This is a genomic window from Streptococcus sp. GMD4S, assembly GCF_000296955.1.
In genome coordinates, this window is sequence record NZ_AJRE01000029.1 from 91,960 (window position 1) to 114,572 (window position 22,613).

The following is a 22,613-nucleotide window of genomic DNA, read 5'->3' on the forward strand; positions in this document are numbered from 1 at the left end:
ATGAAGTCTTTAAAGAAAATTTCAAGCTGGATTGTTAAAGATAAAGTAATAGTAATATTCTTTTTTGTGTCTTTTTTACCTATATTGTATGCTGTTGTAAAAATTGTTTTAAAAACGCACTTTGGAACTGAAGATTTTGGTATTAATTTGAGAAAAACAATAGACTTTGATTGGTTAGCTTATTATGGGTCAATTATTGGGAGTTATTTGATTGTATATACTCTAAAGAATGAAAATACAAAATATAGGGAAGAAAAACGTGACTCAGTTAGACCAATATTGAATGTTGGATTAAATTATGAACAAATGGGAAGTAAAGATAAACATAAACATACCTCTAATTGTTTAAAAATAGATTCAGAACAAGGCAAGAAACAAGGCAAGAAACAAGGCAAGAAACAAGGCAAGAAACAAGGCAAGAAACAAGGCAAGAAACAAGGCAAGAATTATATCTGTCAGTATAATTATATAAAGATTAACAAAGAAGATGCTCAAGATGAAGAATCGATTGCTATTCTTATAAAAATTAGAAATATTGGGTTAGGTCATGCCTTAATTGATAAAATAGAATATATAGAAAAAAATGGATCGGGAGGTAATCATAAATTAAAGGCTGAAGAAAGATTTATGATTGATAAGAAAACCTCAAATAATCTACTATTGAAGTTTGACTCAAGAATTGAAGATATTGAAAAGATTAAAATATTTTTTATTGATATTTTAGAAAATAAATATGTCTATGATTTAAAATTAGAAGGAATCAATGATAAAATGAATTTTGTGAATATTGAGGGTAAAAAATTACATTTATTTAGCCTTACCAAGGCATATTTTGAAAGTTATTTTCCAGAGATAGTAGAAAAAGATAGCTAAAGAACCGTCAAATACCAAGAAATGATGGCGCTGGGTACCGTGCAAGAAATGTATGATTTTTTGATGGAGTTATAGATGGAAAGGGACTGAGATGACCTATCTCGGTCTCTTTTTGACGGATAAATGCTTGATGTGGGAGTGGTTGAGAAGACGGTCTTTTGAGTGATTTACTGATGAAAAGATTGGGGGAATGATTCATTTTTATTCTCTTCTATCACTTTATACGATGTCTGCTTTTAAACCTTATGTAGTAAAAGTATAAATTTTTGTAACATGACTAAAATATAACTCTAAACGAACTGACATGTAAATCAAGTATGATTTTCTTATCAAGAAAATATAAGGGGAATCCAGTTATGAAAAAAACAGTTACGAAACTGACTCTTGGTTTGACTTCTACGGCTATTTTAGCTACAGTTGGTGCTCAAACTGTGCACGCGAACTCTTACGTTGTCCAAGACGGTGATTCATTTTATGCCATCGCAACTGCAAACGGCATGGATCCGCATGAGTTGGCAGCTTTGAATGGAAAAACCATCTTTGACACTATCCACCCAGGCGATGTATTGGAAGTGAGTGGTTCCGCTCAGGCTAGCTCAACCTACAGTGCTCCAGCTAGCACTGCGAACGTGGTATCAGATACAGAGGATGTTGTCGAAAAGACTCCGACAAACTATGGAAACTCATACCCTGTTGGTCAGTGTACATGGGGTGTGAAAGAATTGGCGCCTTGGGCTAGCAACTGGTGGGGAAATGCCAACACGTGGGCAATCTACGCGAGTGCTCAAGGCTATAAGACAGGAAGTGTTCCAGTAGTAGGAGCAATCGCCGTTTGGGATGGTGGTGAATATGGACACGTTGCTTATGTAACAGATGTTCAAAGTGAAAACTCCATCCAGGTATTGGAAGCAAACTACAGACGTCAAAAGCAGATTGCAAATTACCGTGGCTTCTTTAATCCTCATGAATTTTTAGGTAACGTCACTTATATCTATCCAAACTAAAGATGATAAAAAGATTTAGAATTTCTAAGTCTTTTTTCTTTTTGAAGAAATTTCCTAACGTTATCCTCTATCTTAGTGGCTAATTGCTGAAAATTTTTTAGATTCTGTAGCGAACAGGAAATTTTCGCTTTTGGATGTAGATAAACCATGTCTTTGTAGGAAATAGTTCTCAAGTCGAGAGGTAAAAGCAAGTTTTTTGAACTAAAAGAAAAATTTAGAGTTCGAGAAAGGTATCTGAAATCAAATTGATTCAGAAAGTCCATAATTTTGATGGTACAATCGTTCTATTATCTTAGATGAAGCCTCCAAAAGAGAAGTCAAAGTAAAAGAATTCGATTCACAGTAGTGACTAATCTCTAGTTAAAAACCGATCTTCGTTTTGAAAATAATCAAAAAAATGGTATAATGGTAGGAAAAGATTCGGCTGGAAGTTTTAGAACTTTTAGAATAAGAGGGTAAATTCGCCCTATAATCAAGATAAATGAAGTTTCGGAGGGAAAATGAGTAATATTAGTTTAACAACACTAGGTGGTGTACGAGAAAATGGTAAAAATATGTACATCGCTGAAATCGATGGTTCTATTTTTGTTTTGGATGCGGGGCTTAAATACCCTGAAAATGAACAACTAGGTGTTGATGTCGTCATTCCAAATATGGACTACCTTTTTGAAAATAGCGATCGTATCGCAGGGGTCTTTTTGACCCACGGACATGCAGATGCCATTGGTGCCCTGCCTTATCTTTTGGCAGAGGCTAAGGTGCCTGTATTTGGTTCTGAGTTGACCATTGAGTTGGCCAAACTCTTTGTCAAAGGAAATGATACGGTTAAGAAATTCAATGACTTCCATGTGATTGATGAAGATACGGAGATTGATTTTGGAGGGACTGTGGTTTCCTTCTTCCGTACAACTCACTCTATCCCAGAAAGTTTGGGAATAGTCCTGAAAACAGCTGAAGGTAGCATCGTTTATACAGGGGACTTCAAGTTTGACCAGACAGCTAGCGAATCCTATGCGACGGATTTTGCTCGTTTGGCAGAAATCGGTCGTGATGGTGTCTTGGCGCTCCTCAGTGATTCAGCCAATGCAGACAGCAATATCCAGGTGGCGAGTGAGAGTGAAGTTGGAGACGAAATTACCCAGACCATTGCAGATTGGGAAGGTCGTATCATCGTTGCCGCAGTTGCCAGCAACCTTTCTCGTATCCAGCAGGTTTTTGATGCTGCAGCAGATACAGGTCGCCGAGTTGTTTTGACTGGATTTGATATTGAAAATATCGTCCGCACTGCGATTCGACTCAAAAAATTGTCTCTAGCCAATGAAAGTCTCTTGATTAAACCCAAAGAAATGTCTCGTTTTGACGACCATGAGTTGATTATCCTTGAGACGGGCCGTATGGGTGAGCCGATTAATGGACTTCGCAAGATGTCCATTGGACGCCACCGTTATGTGGAAATCAAAGATGGGGACTTGGTCTATATCGTAACCACTCCATCTATCGCAAAAGAAGCTGTCATGGCGCGTGTTGAAAACATGATCTACCAAGCTGGTGGTGTGGTGAAACTCATTACCCAAAGCTTGCGAGTATCCGGACATGGGAATGCGCGTGATTTGCAGTTAATGATCAATCTTTTGCAACCAAACTACCTCTTCCCTATCCAAGGAGAGTACCGTGAGTTAGATGCGCATGCCAAGGCTGCCATGGCAGTTGGAATGTTGCCAGAACGCATCTTCATCCCTAAAAAGGGAACGACCATGTCTTATGAACATGGAGACTTTGTTCCAGCTGGAGCTGTTTCTGCTGGGGATGTCTTGATTGACGGAAATGCCATCGGGGATGTTGGAAATGTCGTCCTTCGTGACCGTAAGGTCTTGTCAGAGGATGGAATCTTTATCGTGGCGATCACTGTCAACCGTCGTGAGAAGAAAATTGTGGCTAAGGCCCGTGTTCACACGCGTGGATTCGTTTATCTCAAGAAGAGTCGTGACATTCTCCGTGAAAGTTCAGAATTGATTAACCAAACGGTAGAAGAGTATCTTCAAGGTGATGACTTTGATTGGGCAGATCTCAAAGGCAAGGTTCGCGACAATCTGACCAAGTACCTCTTTGATCAAACCAAGCGTCGCCCGGCAATCTTGCCAGTCGTGATGGAAGCAAAATAATAAGCAGCATACCTACAGAAAAAGTCGAAATTCGGCTTTTTCTTATAGAATAGTAAAAGGAGACAACCATGGCAGTTATGAATATTGAGTATTACTCAAAAGTTTTGGATATGGAGTGGGGCGTTACCGTACTCTATCCAGATGCTAGTCGGGTGACTGAACCAGATTGCACGGATATTCCTGTTCTTTATCTTTTGCACGGAATGTCAGGAAACCAAAATAGCTGGCTCAAACGTACCAATGTCGAGCGCTTGTTGCGTGGGACCAATCTCATTGTTATCATGCCCAATACTAGCAATGGCTGGTACACAGATACTCAGTATGGCTATAACTACTATACAGCTCTAGCAGAAGAGTTACCTCAGGTAATGAAACGTTTCTTCCCCAATATGACCAGCAAGCGAGAAAAAACTTTCATAGCAGGCCTATCCATGGGTGGATACGGTTCCTTCAAACTCGCTCTATCGACAAATCGTTTTTCTCATGCGGCTAGTTTTTCTGGTGCACTCAGTTTTCAGGAATTTTCTCCTGAAAGTCAGGATCTGGGGTCACTTGCATACTGGCGAGGAGTTTTTGGAGAGATTAAAGACTGGACAGCTAGTCCTCATTCGCTTGAAAGCATGGCTGCAAAATCCGATAAAAAGACTAAACTATGGGCTTGGTGTGGAGAGCAAGACTATCTCTACTCTGCCAATAATCTCGCAGTGAAAAACCTCAAAAAACTTGGTTTTGAGGTGACCTATAGTCATAGTCTAGGTAAGCACGAGTGGTACTACTGGGAAAAACAATTGGAACGTTTTTTGGCTACTCTACCAATTGACTTTGTCTTGGAAGAACGTTTATCTTAGTTTTAGGTTTCTTTCAGCTTTCTTCAGTAAAATAGAGAATCTATCTTGATCAAGGAAAATGTGATTTCAAGATAGGTTCTTATTTTTATGAAAGGTGGGGCGTCATGTTCTGGATTATTCGATTATTGTTCCGATTTCTTTTGGGAATTTGGCGTTTCTTCTGGCGTCTGGTTTGGACTGTGGTCATTCTACTGCTCATTGCCTTTGGAGTGGTTTGGTATCTGTCTGGTGATTTTCATTCTGCGGTCAATCAGGTTGAAAAAATGAGCAAGATTGGTCAAGGTGGCTGGAATCAATGGAAGGAGACGGGAACGCTGGAAGTCTTGTCTCAGACAGACAGTCACCAACATGCAGAAGGCAAGTGGGCTCAAGCTTCAGCTCGCATCTATATTGAGCCTCAAATGGATGAGACCTTTCAAGGTGCCTATGCAGAAGCCATAAAAAACTGGAATCAAACGGGAGCCTTTACCTTTGAGGTGGTTGCGGATCCTAGTCAGGCAGATATTGTGGCAAGTGAAATGAATGATGGATCGACTGCTGTAGCAGGTCAAGCCGAGAGTCAAACCAATTTGTTAACCAAACAATTTATATCTGTAACGGTTCGCCTGAATCACTATTATCTATCCAATCCAAACTATGGTTATTCTTATGAACGGATCGTGCACACGGCGGAGCACGAGCTGGGGCATGCCATCGGATTGGATCATACCAACGAAACTTCTGTCATGCAGCCAGCAGGTTCTTACTATGGAATTCAGCCTCAGGATGTGAAGGCTGTTCAAGAACTCTATACCAGAAGCGACTAGATGAAGTCGGTGCAATCTGAAATGAAATCAAAGCTCCTCCATCAAGTGATTGGTGGGGCTTTTTGTTCGTCCTGTTACGGCCTTTTTGTTATAATGGAACTATGAATAACTTGATCAAATCAAAACTAGAGCTCTTGCCGACCAGCCCTGGTTGTTACATTCACAAGGATAAAAATGGCACCATTATCTATGTAGGAAAGGCTAAAAATCTGCGTAACCGCGTGCGGTCTTATTTCCGTGGAAGTCATGATACCAAGACGGAGGCTCTGGTGTCTGAAATTGTGGATTTTGAATTTATCGTCACTGAGTCCAATATTGAGGCACTTCTCCTAGAAATCAACCTGATTAAGGAAAATAAGCCCAAGTACAATATTATGCTCAAGGATGATAAGTCCTATCCCTTCATCAAAATCACCAATGAGCGTTATCCTCGCTTGATTATCACCCGTCAGGTCAAAAAGGACGGAGGTCTTTATTTTGGACCTTATCCTGATGTGGGAGCGGCCAATGAAATCAAGCGACTACTGGATCGGATTTTTCCTTTTCGGAAATGTACCAACCCGCCGTCTAAGGTTTGTTTTTACTACCATATCGGCCAATGTATGGCCCACACCATCTGTCAGAAAGATGAGGCTTATTTCAAGTCCATGGCTCAGGAGGTTTCTGATTTCCTAAAAGGACAGGATGACAAAATCATCGATGACCTCAAGGGGAAGATGGCATCCGCAGCTCAAAGTATGGAGTTTGAACGTGCGGCGGAATACCGTGACCTGATTCAGGCGATTGGAACACTTCGGACCAAGCAAAGGGTCATGGCTAAAGATTTGCAAAATCGGGACGTCTTTGGCTACTATGTGGATAAGGGCTGGATGTGTGTTCAGGTTTTCTTTGTCCGTCAGGGAAAACTCATCGAGCGGGATGTCAATCTTTTCCCCTACTACAATGATCCAGATGAGGACTTCTTGACCTACGTGGGACAATTCTATCAAGAAAAATCTCACCTGGTTCCCAATGAAGTATTGATTCCGCAGGATATTGACGAAGAAGCCGTCAAGGCCTTGGTGGATACCAAGATTCTCAAACCCCAACGTGGGGAAAAAAAACAACTGGTCAATCTAGCCATCAAAAATGCCCGTGTTAGTCTGGAGCAGAAGTTCAATCTGCTAGAAAAATCAGTCGAAAAGACCCAAGGAGCTATTGAAAATCTGGGACGCTTGCTCCAAATCCCGACCCCAGTCCGTATCGAGTCCTTTGATAACTCTAATATCATGGGAACCAGTCCTGTTTCAGCTATGGTGGTCTTTGTCAATGGCAAACCGAGTAAAAAAGACTACCGAAAGTACAAGATAAAAACGGTTGTTGGCCCAGATGACTATGCTAGTATGCGAGAGGTTATTCGCAGACGTTATGGCCGAGTTCAACGTGATGGTTTAACCCCGCCAGATTTGATTGTGATTGATGGGGGACAAGGTCAAGTCAATATCGCAAAGCAAGTCATCCAAGAAGAGCTAGGTTTGGATATCCCAATTGCAGGTCTGCAAAAGAATGACAAGCACCAAACCCATGAACTGCTCTTTGGAGATCCACTGGAAGTGGTGGAGTTGTCTCGCAATTCTCAAGAATTCTTTCTCCTCCAACGCATCCAGGATGAGGTGCACCGCTTTGCTATCACCTTCCACCGCCAACTGCGCTCAAAAAATTCCTTTTCTTCACAACTGGATGGGATTGACGGTCTGGGACCTAAACGCAAACAGAATCTCATGAAGCATTTTAAATCTCTCACTAAAATCAAGGAAGCTAGTGTGGATGAAATTGTCGAAGTGGGTGTGCCAAGAGCAGTCGCAGAAGATGTGAAAAGAAAGTTGAACCCTCAGGAAGAAGTGGAATTGGCTCAAGTGGCGGAAGAAAGAGTGGACTACCAAACAAAAGGAGATTATGATGAACCATAAAATCGCAATTTTATCAGATATTCATGGAAATGTGACTGCCTTAGAAGCAGTGATTGCAGATGCTAAAGCACAAGGAGTCAGTGAATACTGGCTCATGGGAGACATTTTCCTCCCTGGTCCAGGTGCAAATGACTTGGTCGCTCTGTTAAAGGAACTTTCTATCACTACAAGTGTTCGAGGCAATTGGGATGATTGTGTCCTTGAGGCTTTAGATGGGCAATATGGCTTGGAAGACCCACAGGAAGTCCAGCTCTTGCGTATGACGCAGTATTTGATGGATCGAATGGATCCTGCAACGATTGACTGGCTACGAAGCTTACCTATGCTAGAAAAGAGAGAAGTTGACGGACTGCGTTTTTCTCTTTCTCATAATTTGCCAAATAAGAACTATGGTGGTGACTTGCTAGTTGAGAATGATACAGAGAAATTTGACCAACTCCTAGATGATGAAGTTGATGTGGCAGTCTATGGTCATGTTCACAAGCAGTTGCTTCGTTATGGCAGTCAAGGGCAACAAATCATCAATCCAGGGTCGATTGGCATGCCCTATTTTAATTGGGAGGCGTTAAAAAATCACCGTGCTCAGTATGCTGTGATAGAAGTAGAATATGGGGAATTAGTAAACATTCTATTCCGAAAAGTTGCTTATGACTATGAAGCAGAGTTAGAATTGGCCAAGTCCAAGGGGCTTCCTTTTATCGAAATGTATGAAGAACTACGCCGAGATGACAACTATCGGGGGCACAATCTAGAACTCTTAGCTAGTTTAATTGAAAAGCATGGGTATGTTGAGGATGTGAAGAAATTTTTGGAGGCTATAAAGTCAGAATATAAGGTAGACTAGTTTCTTAAAACCCCTGAAAATTAGTTGGAACTGGATGAGGAAAAATCTGATTTTAATGATAAGTTTAAATCCAGGACTTCATCCGTGTTCCAATTTCTTTCTATGAAAAATCTCTGCAAGCTCTTTCAAAATATGGTAGAATGGATGCAGTAGAATTAGAAAAGGAAATCGATTATGAAATTTCTTGAATTAAATAAAAAACGTCATGCGACTAAGCATTTTACTGATAAACCGGTAGATCCCAAAGATGTGCGTACGGCTATCGAAATCGCAACCTTGGCCCCAAGTGCCCACAACAGCCAGCCATGGAAGTTTGTGGTTGTTCGTGAGAAAAATGCTGAATTGGCAAAATTGGCTTATGGTTCGAACTTTGAGCAGGTATCAGCAGCACCTGTAACCATTGCCTTGTTTACCGACACAGATTTGGCTAAACGTGCTCGTAAGATTGCCCGAGTTGGCGGCGCTAATAACTTCTCTGAAGAGCAACTTCAATATTTTATGAAGAATCTGCCAGCTGAATTTGCGCGTTACAGTGAACAACAAGTCAGCGACTACCTAGCCCTCAATGCAGGTTTGGTTGCCATGAACTTGGTTCTTGCTCTGACAGACCAAGGAATCGGTTCTAACATTATTCTTGGATTTGACAAATCAAAAGCCAACGAAGTTTTGGACATTGAAGACCGATTCCGTCCAGAACTCTTGATCACAGTTGGATACACAGATGAGAAATTGGAACCAAGCTACCGCTTGCCAGTAGATGAAATTATCGAGAAGAGATAGGAAGAAAAAATGACAGTTATTGATTTTACAGCAGAAGTAGAAAAACGCAAAGAAGACCTCTTGGCTGACTTGTTTAGCCTTTTGGAAATCAACTCAGAACGTGATGACAGCAAAGCCGATGCTGAGCATCCATTTGGACCTGGTCCAGTAAAAGCCTTGGAAAAATTCCTTGAAATCGCAGACCGTGATGGCTATCCAACTAAAAATGTTGATAACTACGCAGGACATTTTGAGTTTGGTGAAGGAGAAGAAGTTCTCGGAATCTTTGCTCACATGGACGTGGTGCCAGCTGGTAGCGGTTGGGACACGGACCCTTATACACCAACTATCAAAGACGGTCGCCTTTATGCGCGTGGAGCTTCAGACGACAAGGGGCCTACAACAGCTTGTTACTATGGTTTGAAAATCATCAAAGAATTGGGGCTTCCAACTTCTAAAAAAGTTCGTTTCATCGTCGGAACAGATGAAGAATCAGGCTGGGCAGACATGGACTACTACTTTGAACATGTAGGACTTGCGAAACCAGACTTCGGTTTCTCTCCAGATGCTGAATTCCCTATCATCAATGGTGAAAAAGGGAATATCACAGAATATCTCCATTTTGCAGGTGAAAATACTGGTGCAGCTCGCCTTCACAGCTTCACAGGTGGTTTGCGTGAAAACATGGTACCTGAATCAGCAACAGCAGTTGTTTCAGGTGACTTGGCTGACTTGCAAGCTAAACTAGATGCTTTTGTTACAGAACACAAACTCAGAGGAGAACTCCAAGAAGAAAACGGCCAGTACAAGGTGACTGTGATTGGTAAATCAGCTCATGGTGCTATGCCTGCATCAGGTGTCAATGGTGCGACCTACCTTGCCCTTTTCCTCAGCCAGTTTGACTTTGCAGGACCTGCAAAAGACTACCTTAACATCGCTGGTAAGATTCTTTTGAACGACCATGAGGGTACAAATCTCAAGGTTGCTCATGTAGATGAAAAGATGGGTGCCCTTTCTATGAATGCCGGTGTCTTCCGCTTTGATGAAACAAGTGCTGACAATACGATTGCCCTCAACTTCCGTTATCCAAAAGGAACAAGTCCAGAGCAAATCAAGTCAATCCTTGAAAACTTGCAAGTGGCTTCAGTTAGTCTTTCTGAACACGGCCATACCCCTCACTATGTGCCAATGGAAGATCCGCTTGTGCAAACCTTGTTGAATGTCTATGAAAAACAAACTGGTCTCCAAGGTCACGAGCAAGTCATCGGTGGTGGTACCTTTGGTCGCTTGCTGGAACGTGGGGTTGCCTACGGTGCTATGTTCCCAGACTCAATCGATACCATGCATCAAGCCAATGAATTTATCGCCTTGGACGATCTCTTCCGAGCAGCAGCAATCTATGCTGAGGCTATCTATGAATTGATCAAATAAAACGATAGAAGTCTGAGATGTTATGCTTGGACTTCTTTTTGGAGGGAAAACAGATGTCTCAAATCGAAAGAATCAAGCAAGCCATTATGGCGGATCCACAGAATATCAGCTATACAGAACGCGGAATCGAACCTCTCTTTGCGGCGCCAAAAACTGCCCGCATCAATATTGTCGGTCAAGCTCCGGGGTTTAAAACGCAAGAAGCTGGGATTTATTGGAAGGATAAGAGCGGCGATCGCTTGCGTGAGTGGCTAGGTGTAGATGAAGATACCTTTTACAATTCGGGCTTGTTTGCAGTTATTCCCATGGACTTTTATTTCCCAGGACATGGAAAATCGGGCGACCTTCCCCCCCGTAAAGGCTTTGCCGAAAAATGGCACCCACAACTCTTGCAAGAATTGCCCAATATCCAATTAACTCTCTTGATTGGGCAATATGCCCAAGCCTATTATTTACATGAGAAAGTTAGTGGCAAGGTGACAGAACGGGTAAAACATTACCAGAACTACTTACCAACCTATTTTCCTCTAGTTCACCCTTCTCCTCGTAATCAAATTTGGATGGCTAAGAATCCTTGGTTTGAGTCAGAAGTGATGCCCGATTTGAAAAAAAGAATTCAAAAGATTCTTGGAGAAACAAAATGAAAGAAATTACTTTTAACGATTTTTACCAGCTTTACCAGAATAGTTCACTTTCTGTGCTGGACGTGAGAGAAGTAGATGAGTTTGAGTCTCTTCATTTAGAAGGTGCTCGTAATTTACCTCTCAGTCAATTGGCTGATACTTATGAACAACTAGACAAAGACCAGCTTTACTACGTGATTTGTAAATCTGGGATGAGGTCAGCACGTGCTTGTCAATTTCTAGCTGAACAAGGTTATGACGTTATCAATGTCCAAGGCGGAATGACGGTCTTTGAAAATCTTTAAACCTATATGGCGATAGATCCTAGTCTTCCCTTGCTCGGTTCCAACTGAGTGAGGGATTTTGTTTTTAGATAATTCTTATTTTTAAAAATATTGAAAACATTCAATGATTAATTTTGGATACTTTTTTCAGAGTCTTAATCATGGTATACTAGGTCAGTATTTTAGAAATATGAAGGAGATTTTTATGGCTAAAAAAGGTGCCCTAACAGGCTTGCTCCTGTTTGGAATATTTTTTGGTGCGGGGAACTTGATTTTTCCGCCTTCTCTAGGTGCCCTATCTGGAGAACAGTTTCTTCCTGCCATCGCAGGTTTTGTATTTTCGGGTGTTGGGATTGCTGTCCTAACGCTCATCATCGGAACGCTCAATCCTAAAGGATACATTCACGAGATTTCTAAGAAAATCTCACCTTGGTTTGCGACACTTTATCTTGCAGTCCTCTATCTATCGATTGGCCCCTTCTTTGCCATTCCACGTACAGCAACAACAGCTTACGAAGTTGGGATTAGTCCCCTCTTGTCTGAAGCAAATAAAGGCCTAGGATTGATTATCTTTACCGTGCTTTACTTTGCCGCAGCCTATCTGATTTCACTCAATCCATCAAAGATTTTGGACCGTATCGGACGAATCTTGACACCAGTCTTTGCTTTGTTGATCGTTATCTTGGTTGTACTAGGTGCCTTCAAATACGGTGGAACAAGTCCTCAAACTGCGTCAGCTGCTTATCAAGCTTCTGCCTTTGGTACAGGTTTCCTAGAAGGTTATAATACCTTGGATGCTCTTGCTTCAGTGGCCTTTAGTGTGATTGCTGTTCAAACCTTGAAACAACTTGGATTTTCAAGTAAGAAAGAATACATCTCAACTATTTGGGTTGTTGGTATTGTGGTAGCTCTTGCCTTTAGCGCTCTCTACATCGGTTTAGGATTCCTTGGAAATCATTTCCCAGTACCAGCAGAAGTGATGAAGGGTGGAACACCAGGCGTTTATATCTTGTCACAAGCAACTCAGGAAATCTTTGGTTCAACAGCTCAGCTCTTTCTTGCTGTTATGGTAACTGTAACCTGTTTCACAACGACAGTTGGCTTGATTGTGTCGACAGCAGAGTTCTTTAACGGACGTTTCCCACAAATCAGTTACAAGGTCTATGCAACTGCCTTTACCTTGATTGGGTTTGCTATTGCTAATCTTGGCCTTGATGCAATCATTAAGTACTCAGTGCCAGTACTTGTAATCTTGTACCCAATCACCATCTCCATTGTGATGATCGTGATTGTGAATAAGTTTGTACCCTTATCAAAACCGGGCATGCAGTTAACCATTAGCCTTGTTACAGCTATTGCTCTTGCAAGCGTTCTTGGAAGTTCCTTTAAGATTGAGTTTCTTGAAAATCTGATTAATGCCCTTCCGTTTGCGTCAGCCTCTCTTCCATGGCTAGTGCCAGCTATTATCGGAATCTTGCTTTCGCTGGTTCTACCAAACAAACAAGAGAGTGATGTTTTTGAGATGGAATAAAAAAATTCTTGGTCAACGACCAAGAATTTTTTGTATAAGCACGACTCGTTAGTTGGTTTGTTCAGTATAACCAGCCTCTTTAAGCATTTTTCTAGTTTTTAGGAAACTTACACGGCTTCCAGAGCCAGAAACTTCATTTGGCATTGCTTTTTTCATCTCTTCGAGATTCACAACAGTCATGTCAACCTCCATGCTATGGATGACTTTTCCATCTTTGAATTCGATATTTTGTGTAATGCCTTTAAGTCCTTCCTCCTTTTTATAAGTTTTCACGATAAGTTCTTTAATCTCTTCTGCTGACTTGTCCAGTATTTCAGGGTCAAAAACATTATAGACTTCTTGTTTTACAACATCATCCCCCTTAACAGTGTATGTCAAGGTAGAAGTTCTTCCGGGATTGCTATTGTGAACAAATGTGTGGGTTTCTGTCTCATCTTTCTTTTCAGATGATTGTTGGCTGCTTTGTTTGGTCTCGCTTGACTGAGTTGTTGTGTCTTCTTTGGTACTGCTGCTAGCAGGTGTAGATGCTTGTTTGGAGCATCCGAGCAGGAGGACAAGTGAAGCCACTAGGGCTAGTGAAGTTTTAACAAGAGTTTTCATAAAATTTCCTTTCATAATCAAAGTATTTTGTATTATAACATGATTCTACTACAAAATCAACTAGACCTCCCCTCTCATCTGATTTGACATGACAATGAACAGAAACTAGTCTGACGATTAAAGTTTTGTCTCTATCTGTTTCAAAAATTTTTTATCGTATGGATTGAAAAGTGGGAAGTTTTAAATGCACTTTTTATGGGATTTGGAGGAATCTATCGGACTCATCAGTTAGGAATATAGTAAAATACCCCAAGAGTCAGAGTTGTGTCTAACTTTTGGGGTGGACCTACACTAGTCTATATGAAATTTTGGGAGATTAGTTCGTCTTTTCTGTGAATCCCATTTTTTCCAGTGCTTTTTTAGAATTTGAGAAACTGACACGATTACCGATACCAGAATATTCTTCAGGAAGTGCTTTTCTAAGTTCGCTAATGCTTGCAACTGAGAAATCAACTTCTAGATCTTGAACAACTTTACCATCTTTGATTTCAATCGTTTGTTTAACACCTTTGAGTCCATTATAACCTTTGTACTTTTCTTCGATAAAACTCTTGACATCTTCTGGAGTTGCACCAAGGATTTCAGGATCAGCAATGTTATTAGCTGATTGCTTGATAACATTGTCCCCTTCTACAGTATAAATCAAGGTAGAAGTGATTCCAGAATTGCTTTTGTTTACAAAGGTATGTGTTTTAGTTGTTTCTTTCTTTTCAGATGATTGTTGACTGCTTTGTTTAGTCTCGTTTGACTGAGTTGTTGTGTCTTCTTTGGTACTGCTGCTAGCAGTAGTTGATGCTTGTTTGGAACATCCGAGCAGGAGGACAAGTGAAGCCACAAGGGCTAGTGATACTTTAAAGTATGATTTCATATCTATTACTTTCCTTTCATAATCAAAGTATTTGTATTATAACATGGATCTATAGTGAAAGCAACTAAACACAGTTTTTCTCCTTTTGAGAAGGAGTCTGACTAGAAAAATGTTATAATGGTAGGAAAGAGGTGAAGAAATGAATCAAACTGTAAACTATATCAAAGAATTAACTGCTATTGCATCTCCAACGGGCTTTACTCGTGAGATTTCAGACTACCTAGTCCATACTTTAGAAGAGCTTGGTTACCAGCCTATTCGAACTGCTAAGGGTGGTGTCAATGTTACTATTAAAGGTCAAAATGATGACCAACACCGCTATGTGACTGCCCATGTGGATACGCTGGGTGCTATTGTCCGTGCTGTCAAACCGGATGGCCGTCTCAAATTGGATCGTATCGGTGGTTTCCCTTGGAACATGATTGAGGGAGAGAACTGTACGGTTCATGTGGCTAGTACAGGTAAAACGGTATCTGGAACTATCCTCATCCACCAGACATCTTGCCATGTCTACAAGGATGCAGGAACTGCTGAACGTACTCAGGACAATATGGAAGTGCGTTTGGATGCAAAAGTAACCAATGAAAAAGAAACCCGCGCCTTGGGTATTGAGGTTGGAGACTTTATTAGTTTCGATCCGCGAACAGTTGTGACAGAAACTGGTTTTATCAAGTCTCGACACTTGGATGACAAGGTCAGCGCAGCAATTTTGCTCAATCTTCTTCGTATTTACAAGGAAGAGGGGATTGAATTGCCAGTAACAACTCATTTTGCTTTTTCAGTCTTCGAAGAGGTGGGTCACGGTGCCAACTCCAATATTCCAGCTCAGGTAGTGGAATATCTAGCTGTAGATATGGGAGCTATGGGCGATGACCAACAGACGGATGAGTACACAGTATCTATCTGTGTCAAGGATGCTTCTGGTCCTTATCACTATGACTTCCGTCAACACTTAGTAGCTTTGGCGAAAGAGCAAGATATTCCATTTAAGCTGGATATCTATCCATTTTATGGATCGGACGCTTCAGCAGCTATGTCAGCAGGAGCAGAGGTCAAACACGCCCTCCTTGGAGCTGGTATTGAATCCAGTCACTCTTACGAACGAACACACATTGATTCGGTCGTGGCGACTGAGCGTATGGTAGACGCCTATCTCAAGAGCACCTTGGTGGAGTAAAGGGGCGATAAAGTATTATGTTTGAAATGCTGAAACAATTAGCAACGCCTGCTATAATAACGGGGTTAGTTTCGGGTTTGTATGCTTATTTCCAAAAGAAAAAAGAGGAATATCGTAAGTATGTGTATGAAAATAAACAAGAAAACTTTAAAGAACTAGTTGTTTATGCCGATGAACTGGTAGATAAAGGAATTACTAATCCAGATTTAGAAAAACTACTTTTTAAAATTTCTCAAAACATTAATCCGTATGGACGAAAAATAAAAACTTTTGGAAAATATCAGTGGATAGAAGATGATGGATATATATGGTATCAAATAGAAATTATAGAGAAAAAACTTGCTTCTCAAATACTTCAAATAGAGGATTTAAAAGAACTAGCTCATCGGATACAAATTGCTAAACGATTACTAGATATAAAAGTAGAAAAAAATATTCCGCTTATAAGTTCAGCTAAAATATGGTTTTATTTATTTCAGTATGCGATGTTATTACTTCAGCTATTTTTCATTTACTTTGGGTATCAGAGTTTTATAGAACAACCTACTGGACCCTCTTTGTTATTGGCTTATTTGCTGCTTGTTGTAATTTTAATTTTTTTACTCCCAGAATTTAGTGTTGATGAAAGTGATGATGGAAGATCTGGAATATTTATTACAGTGTGCCTTTTCTATATTGTCGCAGTTGATACTGTAATATCGTATTATTTGTATAAAAATTTATCTATTGTTCTTATTGTTGGAATAGTTTCACTTTGTTTAAGTATTGGTGTAATATTTTTAAAAGCTATTATCTTCGGAGAAAGTGAAATTGGTAAGGTATCTACAATTTATATCGAAGAATATAGAAAACTACAGGGACCTAAGTTAAGTAAGAGACGCTTTATAGATAATTTTACAGTTATTCCATTTTTTAATAAGATTCAAAAATTATTTCACAAAGATAAGAGGGAGGGGAATGATGACCTATGAACACCGACTTTTTGACCTTAATCACATCCTTCTCGACTTTGAAGCAGTGGATATCCGAGGGGTAAATAAAGCAGGGATTGACAGTGAGTGATTTAATCCCTATGTGCTTGAGAATGCAAGTATAGCTAATCCCGAGCTGTCAGGCTCAAGATATTTTGAACTTATTAGAGTTGAAAGGAGAGACTCATGTGTCTTATTTGTGAGCGGATAGACCTAATTAAAGCGGGGAAAAATCCCTACTTTGTAAAAGAACTAGAAACAGGCTATGTTGTTATTGGGGATCACCAATACTTTAAGGGCTATACCTTATTTCTGGCAAAAGAACATATAACAGAACTCCACCATATGGAGACTTCTGAAAAACTGCGTTTTCTAGAGGAAATGAGTTTAGTCCAAGAAGCAGTCGCCAAAGCGTTTAAAGCTGAAAAGATGAACATCGAACTTCTAGGAAATGGAGATGCCCACGCTCACTGGCACCTCTTTCCAAGACGGTCAGGTGATATGAAGGGGCATGGGCTTAATGGCCGTGGTCCAGTCTGGTGGGTGCCCTGGGAAGAAATGGCGTCAGAAGATTGCCAAGTGAAATCCCATGAGTTGGAACAAATGATTAAAGCCTTATCCGATGAATTAGAGAAGCACATGGCCTAAGAGAGGAAGAAAAAATGAAAAAAAGATACATCGTTTTATCAGGTTTGCTAGCAGTAACCCTAGCAGCATGTTCTCAAGAAAAACCTAAAAATGAAGAAAACACTCAAAAAACGGAACAAACTAGTCAACCTGAAGGAACTGTAGGGAGCAAATCCCAAGCCTCTAGTCAGAAGAAGGCAGAAGTTGTCAATAAGGGAGACTACTATAGTATTCAAGGGAAGTACGATGAAATCGTCATAGCTAATAAGCACTATCCTTTGTCAAAAGACTATAATCCAGGAGAAAATCCAACAGCTAAAGCAGAGTTGCTGAAACTCATTGCAGCAATGCAAGCAGCGGGCTACCCAATCAGCGATCACTACAGTGGTTTTAGAAGTTATGAAACTCAAACCAAACTTTATCAAGACTATGTGAATCAAGATGGTAAGGAAGCTGCTGATCGCTACTCAGCTCGCCCAGGTTATAGTGAACACCAAACAGGTCTTGCTTTTGACCTTATTGGGACAGATGGTGATTTAGTTACTGAAGAAAAGGCAGCCCAGTGGCTCTTGGATCATGCGGCTGACTTTGGCTTTGTTGTTCGCTATCTCAAAGGCAAGGAAAAAGAGACTGGCTACATGGCGGAAGAATGGCATCTTCGCTACGTCGGAAAAGAGGCCAAAGAAATTGCTGCAAGTGGTCTCAGTTTAGAAGAGTACTATGGCTTTGAAGGCGGCGATTACGTCGATTAAAAACGAAAGTTTTCTCTTGCATTTTTAGATAAATAGTGTATAATGGAAAAGTATGTGTAAAGCATACTTGTGGGAGGTAAAAATCTCTAATTACCGCCAAAACCACAAAGGAGGATTTAAAAATGGCTAAAAAAGTCGAAAAACTTGTAAAATTGCAAATCCCTGCTGGTAAAGCTACACCAGCTCCACCAGTTGGACCTGCTCTTGGTCAAGCTGGTATCAACATCATGGGATTCACAAAAGAGTTCAACGCTCGTACAGCTGACCAAGCTGGTATGATCATTCCAGTTGTTATCTCAGTATACGAAGACAAATCATTTACTTTCGTTACAAAAACACCACCAGCTGCTGTTCTTTTGAAAAAAGCTGCAGGTGTTGAAAAAGGATCAGGTACACCTAACAAAACTAAAGTTGCTACAGTTACTCGTGCACAAGTACAAGAAATTGCAGAAACTAAGATGCCAGATTTGAACGCAGCAAACATTGAGTCTGCAATGCGTATGATCGAAGGTACTGCTCGTTCTATGGGATTCACTGTTGTTGACTAATCAATAACACCCCCAATATAACCCGCAAGACTTCATCATTTCGAGAAGTGACGTGGGAGATGAAAATCGATTGAACCACTTACAAGGAGAATAGAAAATGGCTAAAAAAAGCAAACAACTTCGTGCTGCTCTTGAAAAAATCGACAGCACAAAAGCATACAGTGTAGAAGAAGCTGTAGCACTTGCAAAAGAAACTAACTTTGCAAAATTTGACGCAACTGTAGAAGTTGCTTACAACTTGAACATCGACGTTAAAAAAGCTGACCAACAAATCCGTGGCGCAATGGTATTGCCAAACGGTACTGGTAAAACTTCACGCGTTCTTGTTTTCGCACGTGGTGCAAAAGCTGAAGAAGCAAAAGCTGCTGGTGCAGACTTTGTTGGTGAAGATGACCTTGTTGCGAAAATCAACGACGGTTGGTTGGACTTCGACGTAGTTATCGCTACACCTGACATGATGGCTCTTGTTGGACGTCTTGGACGTGTCCTTGGACCACGTAACTTGATGCCAAACCCTAAAACTGGTACTGTAACAATGGATGTTGCTAAAGCAGTTGAAGAGTCTAAAGGTGGTAAAATTACTTACCGTGCTGACCGTGCAGGTAACGTTCAAGCAATCATCGGTAAAGTATCATTTGAAGCTGAAAAATTGGTTGAAAACTTCAAAGCTTTCAACGAAACAATCCAAAAAGCAAAACCAGCTACAGCTAAAGGAACTTACGTAACAAACTTGACAATCACAACTACTCAAGGTGTTGGTATCAAGGTTGACGTAAACTCACTTTAATCAGTAGTTTATATCAGAGAACGAGTACGAATGTGCTCGTTTTTTTGATGATAAGTTCATTCCAGGGGAAATAACTCTATTAATAGCCTGATGGGGCAATAGAATAGTGCTTTTCCTCTTCTTCTTTCACAGAAAATGTGGTATAATAGAGAGTAAAAAACTTTGAAAGAAAGAAAAAGATGAATTTAAAAGATTATATCGCAACGATTGAAAATTATCCTAAGGAAGGTATTACCTTCCGTGATATCAGCCCTTTGATGGCAGATGGAAATGCTTATAGCTACGCTGTTCGTGAAATTGTTCAGTATGCAACCGATAAGAAGATCGACATGATCGTGGGCCCAGAGGCTCGCGGCTTTATCGTGGGCTGCCCAGTTGCTTTTGAGTTGGGAATTGGCTTTGCACCTGTTCGTAAACCAGGGAAATTGCCACGTGAAGTCATTTCTGCTGACTATGAGAAAGAGTACGGTATTGATACCTTGACCATGCATGCTGATGCGATTAAGCCAGGTCAACGTGTTCTCATCGTAGATGATCTTTTGGCAACAGGTGGAACTGTCAAAGCAACCATTGAGATGATTGAAAGACTTGGTGGAGTTGTAGCCGGTTGTGCCTTCTTGATTGAGTTGGATGAGCTTAAAGGCCGTGAAAAAATCGGAGATTACGATTACAAGGTACTTATGCATTATTAATGAAAAACAGTCCTTGGGGCTGTTTTCTCTTCATCTGCTATATAAACAAACTATAGCTAGTTAGAGAAAAACTATAATTGAAAACTATATCTTCTTGCAGTATAATAAAAGGACTAAGTGTTTGAGATTTGACTTCAAACACATTCAATTATTTCTAAAAGAGTACAGTTAGGAGAAGGTTATGCCGATTAGAATTGATAAAAAATTGCCAGCTGTGGAGATTTTAAGGACAGAAAATATCTTTGTTATGGACGACCAACGGGCTGCTCATCAGGATATTCGCCCCTTGAAGATTTTGATTTTAAATCTCATGCCTCAAAAGATGGTAACAGAAACGCAACTCTTACGGCATTTGGCCAATACCCCCTTGCAATTAGATATTGATTTCTTATATATGGAAACACATCGTTCCAAGACAACTCGTGCCGAACATATGGAAACCTTCTATAAAACCTTTCCAGAGGTCAAGGATGACTTTTTTGATGGAATGATTATCACAGGAGCACCAGTGGAGCATTTGCCTTTTGAAGAGGTGGACTACTGGGAGGAATTCAAGCAGGTCATCAAATGGTCTAAGACGCATGTTTTTTCAACCCTCCATATCTGTTGGGGAGCACAAGCAGGTCTTTATGTTCGCTATGGCGTTGAAAAGCACCAGATGGATCGGAAACTATCAGGCATTTATCCACAGGATACCTTAAAAGAAGGGCACCTTCTTTTTAGAGGTTTTGATGATCGCTATGTAGCTCCTCATTCTCGTCATACTGAGATTTTAAAAGAAGAAATCTTAAACAAGACCAATCTGGAGATTCTGTCAGAAGGTCCTGAGGTTGGGGTTTCTATCCTAGCTAGTCGAGATTTGCGTGAAATTTATAGTTTTGGTCATTTGGAGTACGATCGTGACACTTTGGCAAGAGAGTATTTTCGTGATTATGAGGCGGGACTCAACCCTCATATCCCAGAGAACTACTTTAAAAATGATGATGTAAATGAGACGCCTTGTCTCTGTTGGTCTTCATCAGCTGCCCTCTTTTTCAGCAATTGGGTAAACTATGCAGTTTATCAAGAAACCCCTTTTGACTGGAGAAAGGTAGAGGATGATGTGGCTGCATTTGGATATCTATAAGAGGAATTATGACATATTTTGACGCTTTTAAATCAGGGAACTTGGTTTTACCAAGTGCCCTGCTCTTGCATTTTAAGGAACTCTTTCCTTCCAGCGAAGATTTTCTCGTCTGGCAATTTTTCTATTTACAAAATACCACAGCCCTAGGAGATGTTTCACCTAGTCAGATTGCTGAAATCATTGGGAAAGAGGTTGCAGATGTCAACCAATCTATTTCAAATTTGACTGAAAATGGTTTGCTACAATATCGAACCATTGAACTAAATGGGGAAATTGAGCTGATTTTTGATGCTAGTTTGGCTTTTGAACGCTTGGATAGCTTACTAGACAGCCAAACTCCAGCTACAACTGCCCCAAACCCGCAGAATCAGTTGAAGGATCTGGTTGAAACTTTTCAGCAGGAGTTGGGACGCTTATTAACACCATTTGAAATCGAAGATCTTTCCAAGACTGTCAAAGAAGACGGAGTTAAGGCGGATTTGATTAAGGAAGCTCTCCGAGAGGCCGTTCTCAATGGCAAGCCAAACTGGAAATATATTCAGGCAATCCTACGAAACTGGCGCCATGAAGGTATTCAGTCTGTGACTCAGGTAGAGGCCAAACGAGCAGAGCGAGAAGTCAACAATCCCAAACAAGTTCAGGCTTCGGCTGATTTCCTCGATGCCATGAATTTGTGGCAAGATTAGTCGCTTGAAAAATCTTGAAAATTAGAGTAAGGTTTGCAAGCTCCTTATAAATATGATAGAATAATAGTGAATAAAATGAAAAAAGAGGTATGTGAAATGTCACGTAAACCATTTATCGCTGGTAACTGGAAAATGAACAAAAATCCAGAAGAAGCAAAAGCATTCGTTGAAGCCGTTGCATCAAAACTTCCTTCATCAGACCTTGTTGAAGCAGGTATCGCAGCTCCAGCTCTTGATTTGACAGCTGTTCTTGCTGCTGCTAAAGGTTCAAACCTTAAAGTTGCTGCTCAAAACTGCTACTTTGAAAATGCAGGTGCTTTCACTGGTGAAACTAGCCCACAAGTTTTGAAAGAAATCGGTACTGACTACGTTGTTATCGGTCACTCAGAACGTCGTGACTACTTCCATGAAACTGACGAAGATATCAACAAAAAAGCAAAAGCAATCTTTGCAAACGGTATGCTTCCAATCATCTGTTGTGGTGAGTCACTTGAAACTTACGAAGCTGGTAAAGCTGCTGAATTCGTAGGTGCTCAAGTATCTGCTGCATTGGCTGGATTGACAGCTGAACAAGTTGCTGCATCCGTTATCGCTTATGAGCCAATCTGGGCTATCGGTACTGGTAAATCAGCTTCACAAGACGATGCACAAAAAATGTGTAAAGT

Annotated in this window: 24 protein-coding genes; 22 read left to right on the top strand and 2 right to left on the bottom strand. The window is 40.6% G+C overall.

The window, feature by feature from the left end; all coding sequences use genetic code 11:
- From GMD4S_RS01455 to brnQ, 12 genes are all read left to right on the top strand, one after another.
- Entirely contained in the window at nucleotides 1-873 is an 873-nt protein-coding gene (locus GMD4S_RS01455) for a hypothetical protein (protein WP_000838566.1), read from the top strand.
- Nucleotides 874-1,229: 356 nt separating this feature from the next.
- Entirely contained in the window at nucleotides 1,230-1,877 is a 648-nt protein-coding gene (locus GMD4S_RS01460) for a COG3942 and LysM peptidoglycan-binding domain-containing protein (RefSeq protein WP_000754477.1), read from the top strand.
- A gap of 500 nt (nucleotides 1,878-2,377) precedes the next feature.
- Complete coding sequence (locus GMD4S_RS01465; protein WP_000065608.1) at nucleotides 2,378-4,039, top strand: ribonuclease J; 1,662 nt, start codon at nucleotides 2,378-2,380, stop codon at nucleotides 4,037-4,039.
- A 68-nt stretch (nucleotides 4,040-4,107) separates the two neighbouring features.
- Nucleotides 4,108-4,887: an alpha/beta hydrolase gene (locus tag GMD4S_RS01470; protein ID WP_000290059.1), complete on the top strand. Its 780-nt coding sequence runs from the start codon at nucleotides 4,108-4,110 to the stop codon at nucleotides 4,885-4,887.
- Between the two features lie 104 nt (nucleotides 4,888-4,991).
- Nucleotides 4,992-5,693 carry a M57 family metalloprotease gene (locus GMD4S_RS01475; RefSeq protein WP_000498563.1) on the top strand — a complete coding sequence of 234 codons (702 nt, stop codon included), beginning with the start codon at nucleotides 4,992-4,994 and terminating at the stop codon, nucleotides 5,691-5,693.
- Between the two features lie 101 nt (nucleotides 5,694-5,794).
- On the top strand, nucleotides 5,795-7,642 hold the full coding sequence (uvrC, locus tag GMD4S_RS01480) for an excinuclease ABC subunit UvrC (protein ID WP_001061160.1): 1,848 nt from the start codon (nucleotides 5,795-5,797) through the stop codon (nucleotides 7,640-7,642).
- Nucleotides 7,632-8,486 carry a metallophosphoesterase family protein gene (locus GMD4S_RS01485; RefSeq protein WP_001015770.1) on the top strand — a complete coding sequence of 285 codons (855 nt, stop codon included), beginning with the start codon at nucleotides 7,632-7,634 and terminating at the stop codon, nucleotides 8,484-8,486. Before uvrC ends, GMD4S_RS01485 begins: the two co-directional genes overlap by 11 nt.
- Nucleotides 8,487-8,660: 174 nt before the next feature.
- Complete coding sequence (locus GMD4S_RS01490) at nucleotides 8,661-9,266, top strand: nitroreductase family protein (protein WP_000670151.1); 606 nt, start codon at nucleotides 8,661-8,663, stop codon at nucleotides 9,264-9,266.
- Nucleotides 9,267-9,275: 9 nt separating this feature from the next.
- Nucleotides 9,276-10,676, top strand: coding sequence for a dipeptidase PepV (gene pepV / locus GMD4S_RS01495; protein WP_000215924.1), 1,401 nt, complete (start codon nucleotides 9,276-9,278; stop codon nucleotides 10,674-10,676).
- Between the two features lie 53 nt (nucleotides 10,677-10,729).
- Nucleotides 10,730-11,320, top strand: coding sequence for a uracil-DNA glycosylase family protein (locus tag GMD4S_RS01500; protein ID WP_000078130.1), 591 nt, complete (start codon nucleotides 10,730-10,732; stop codon nucleotides 11,318-11,320).
- Nucleotides 11,317-11,604 (top strand): rhodanese-like domain-containing protein, encoded by a 288-nt coding sequence (locus GMD4S_RS01505; RefSeq protein WP_000659169.1) that lies wholly within the window; start codon nucleotides 11,317-11,319, stop codon nucleotides 11,602-11,604. Before GMD4S_RS01500 ends, GMD4S_RS01505 begins: the two co-directional genes overlap by 4 nt.
- A gap of 184 nt (nucleotides 11,605-11,788) precedes the next feature.
- Nucleotides 11,789-13,114 (top strand): branched-chain amino acid transport system II carrier protein, encoded by a 1,326-nt coding sequence (gene brnQ, locus GMD4S_RS01510; RefSeq protein ID WP_001074590.1) that lies wholly within the window; start codon nucleotides 11,789-11,791, stop codon nucleotides 13,112-13,114.
- Nucleotides 13,115-13,162: 48 nt separating this feature from the next.
- On the opposite strand, the gene GMD4S_RS01515 is transcribed toward brnQ, so the two are convergent.
- Together GMD4S_RS01515 and GMD4S_RS01520 are read right to left on the bottom strand one after the other, a co-directional pair.
- A complete protein-coding gene (locus GMD4S_RS01515) occupies nucleotides 13,163-13,714 on the bottom strand; it encodes a DUF1307 domain-containing protein (protein ID WP_000855328.1) in 552 nt (183 codons plus the stop codon).
- 316 nt (nucleotides 13,715-14,030) lie between these two features.
- Entirely contained in the window at nucleotides 14,031-14,582 is a 552-nt protein-coding gene (locus GMD4S_RS01520; protein WP_000844333.1) for a DUF1307 domain-containing protein, read from the bottom strand.
- 139 nt (nucleotides 14,583-14,721) lie between these two features.
- Here GMD4S_RS01520 and GMD4S_RS01525 point away from each other — a divergent pair, with 139 nt between their 5' ends.
- The 10 genes from GMD4S_RS01525 to tpiA all read left to right on the top strand — a co-directional run.
- Complete coding sequence (locus tag GMD4S_RS01525) at nucleotides 14,722-15,759, top strand: M42 family metallopeptidase (protein WP_001077273.1); 1,038 nt, start codon at nucleotides 14,722-14,724, stop codon at nucleotides 15,757-15,759.
- Between the two features lie 17 nt (nucleotides 15,760-15,776).
- Entirely contained in the window at nucleotides 15,777-16,730 is a 954-nt protein-coding gene (locus tag GMD4S_RS01530) for a hypothetical protein (RefSeq protein WP_000462603.1), read from the top strand.
- 186 nt (nucleotides 16,731-16,916) lie between these two features.
- Nucleotides 16,917-17,378 (top strand): HIT family protein, encoded by a 462-nt coding sequence (locus GMD4S_RS01535; protein ID WP_000335584.1) that lies wholly within the window; start codon nucleotides 16,917-16,919, stop codon nucleotides 17,376-17,378.
- Nucleotides 17,379-17,392: 14 nt separating this feature from the next.
- Nucleotides 17,393-18,109, top strand: a complete 717-nt coding sequence (gene ldcB / locus GMD4S_RS01540; protein ID WP_000747738.1) for an LD-carboxypeptidase LdcB/DacB — start codon at nucleotides 17,393-17,395, stop codon at nucleotides 18,107-18,109.
- Between the two features lie 122 nt (nucleotides 18,110-18,231).
- Nucleotides 18,232-18,657 carry a 50S ribosomal protein L11 gene (gene rplK / locus GMD4S_RS01545; RefSeq protein ID WP_001085808.1) on the top strand — a complete coding sequence of 142 codons (426 nt, stop codon included), beginning with the start codon at nucleotides 18,232-18,234 and terminating at the stop codon, nucleotides 18,655-18,657.
- Nucleotides 18,658-18,754: 97 nt separating this feature from the next.
- The gene (gene rplA, locus GMD4S_RS01550; RefSeq protein WP_001085675.1) at nucleotides 18,755-19,444 is read left to right on the top strand and encodes a 50S ribosomal protein L1; all 690 of its coding nucleotides are present in this window, start codon (nucleotides 18,755-18,757) and stop codon (nucleotides 19,442-19,444) included.
- Nucleotides 19,445-19,623: 179 nt separating this feature from the next.
- Entirely contained in the window at nucleotides 19,624-20,136 is a 513-nt protein-coding gene (locus GMD4S_RS01555; RefSeq protein ID WP_001049316.1) for an adenine phosphoribosyltransferase, read from the top strand.
- A gap of 181 nt (nucleotides 20,137-20,317) precedes the next feature.
- Nucleotides 20,318-21,262 (top strand): homoserine O-acetyltransferase MetA, encoded by a 945-nt coding sequence (gene metA, locus GMD4S_RS01560; RefSeq protein WP_001122733.1) that lies wholly within the window; start codon nucleotides 20,318-20,320, stop codon nucleotides 21,260-21,262.
- A gap of 8 nt (nucleotides 21,263-21,270) precedes the next feature.
- A complete protein-coding gene (locus GMD4S_RS01565; protein ID WP_000220746.1) occupies nucleotides 21,271-21,948 on the top strand; it encodes a DnaD domain-containing protein in 678 nt (225 codons plus the stop codon).
- A gap of 96 nt (nucleotides 21,949-22,044) precedes the next feature.
- A partial coding sequence (gene tpiA, locus GMD4S_RS01570) for a triose-phosphate isomerase (protein ID WP_000087890.1) occupies nucleotides 22,045-22,613 on the top strand: 569 nt, incomplete at its 3' end.

Coding starts and splice junctions, on each gene's coding strand:
- GMD4S_RS01490 (WP_000670151.1), top strand. CDS start 8,661: ATGAAATTTCTTGAATTAAATAAAAAACGTCATGCGACTAAGCATTTT.
- brnQ (WP_001074590.1), top strand. CDS start 11,789: ATGGCTAAAAAAGGTGCCCTAACAGGCTTGCTCCTGTTTGGAATATTT.
- GMD4S_RS01525 (WP_001077273.1), top strand. CDS start 14,722: ATGAATCAAACTGTAAACTATATCAAAGAATTAACTGCTATTGCATCT.
- GMD4S_RS01500 (WP_000078130.1), top strand. CDS start 10,730: ATGTCTCAAATCGAAAGAATCAAGCAAGCCATTATGGCGGATCCACAG.
- pepV (WP_000215924.1), top strand. CDS start 9,276: ATGACAGTTATTGATTTTACAGCAGAAGTAGAAAAACGCAAAGAAGAC.
- GMD4S_RS01555 (WP_001049316.1), top strand. CDS start 19,624: ATGAATTTAAAAGATTATATCGCAACGATTGAAAATTATCCTAAGGAA.
- GMD4S_RS01455 (WP_000838566.1), top strand. CDS start 1: ATGAAGTCTTTAAAGAAAATTTCAAGCTGGATTGTTAAAGATAAAGTA.
- GMD4S_RS01535 (WP_000335584.1), top strand. CDS start 16,917: ATGTGTCTTATTTGTGAGCGGATAGACCTAATTAAAGCGGGGAAAAAT.
- rplA (WP_001085675.1), top strand. CDS start 18,755: ATGGCTAAAAAAAGCAAACAACTTCGTGCTGCTCTTGAAAAAATCGAC.
- uvrC (WP_001061160.1), top strand. CDS start 5,795: ATGAATAACTTGATCAAATCAAAACTAGAGCTCTTGCCGACCAGCCCT.
- GMD4S_RS01505 (WP_000659169.1), top strand. CDS start 11,317: ATGAAAGAAATTACTTTTAACGATTTTTACCAGCTTTACCAGAATAGT.
- GMD4S_RS01530 (WP_000462603.1), top strand. CDS start 15,777: ATGTTTGAAATGCTGAAACAATTAGCAACGCCTGCTATAATAACGGGG.
- GMD4S_RS01515 (WP_000855328.1), bottom strand. CDS start 13,714: ATGAAAACTCTTGTTAAAACTTCACTAGCCCTAGTGGCTTCACTTGTC.
- GMD4S_RS01460 (WP_000754477.1), top strand. CDS start 1,230: ATGAAAAAAACAGTTACGAAACTGACTCTTGGTTTGACTTCTACGGCT.
- GMD4S_RS01470 (WP_000290059.1), top strand. CDS start 4,108: ATGGCAGTTATGAATATTGAGTATTACTCAAAAGTTTTGGATATGGAG.
- GMD4S_RS01565 (WP_000220746.1), top strand. CDS start 21,271: ATGACATATTTTGACGCTTTTAAATCAGGGAACTTGGTTTTACCAAGT.
- ldcB (WP_000747738.1), top strand. CDS start 17,393: ATGAAAAAAAGATACATCGTTTTATCAGGTTTGCTAGCAGTAACCCTA.
- GMD4S_RS01485 (WP_001015770.1), top strand. CDS start 7,632: ATGAACCATAAAATCGCAATTTTATCAGATATTCATGGAAATGTGACT.
- rplK (WP_001085808.1), top strand. CDS start 18,232: ATGGCTAAAAAAGTCGAAAAACTTGTAAAATTGCAAATCCCTGCTGGT.
- metA (WP_001122733.1), top strand. CDS start 20,318: ATGCCGATTAGAATTGATAAAAAATTGCCAGCTGTGGAGATTTTAAGG.
- GMD4S_RS01475 (WP_000498563.1), top strand. CDS start 4,992: ATGTTCTGGATTATTCGATTATTGTTCCGATTTCTTTTGGGAATTTGG.
- GMD4S_RS01520 (WP_000844333.1), bottom strand. CDS start 14,582: ATGAAATCATACTTTAAAGTATCACTAGCCCTTGTGGCTTCACTTGTC.
- GMD4S_RS01465 (WP_000065608.1), top strand. CDS start 2,378: ATGAGTAATATTAGTTTAACAACACTAGGTGGTGTACGAGAAAATGGT.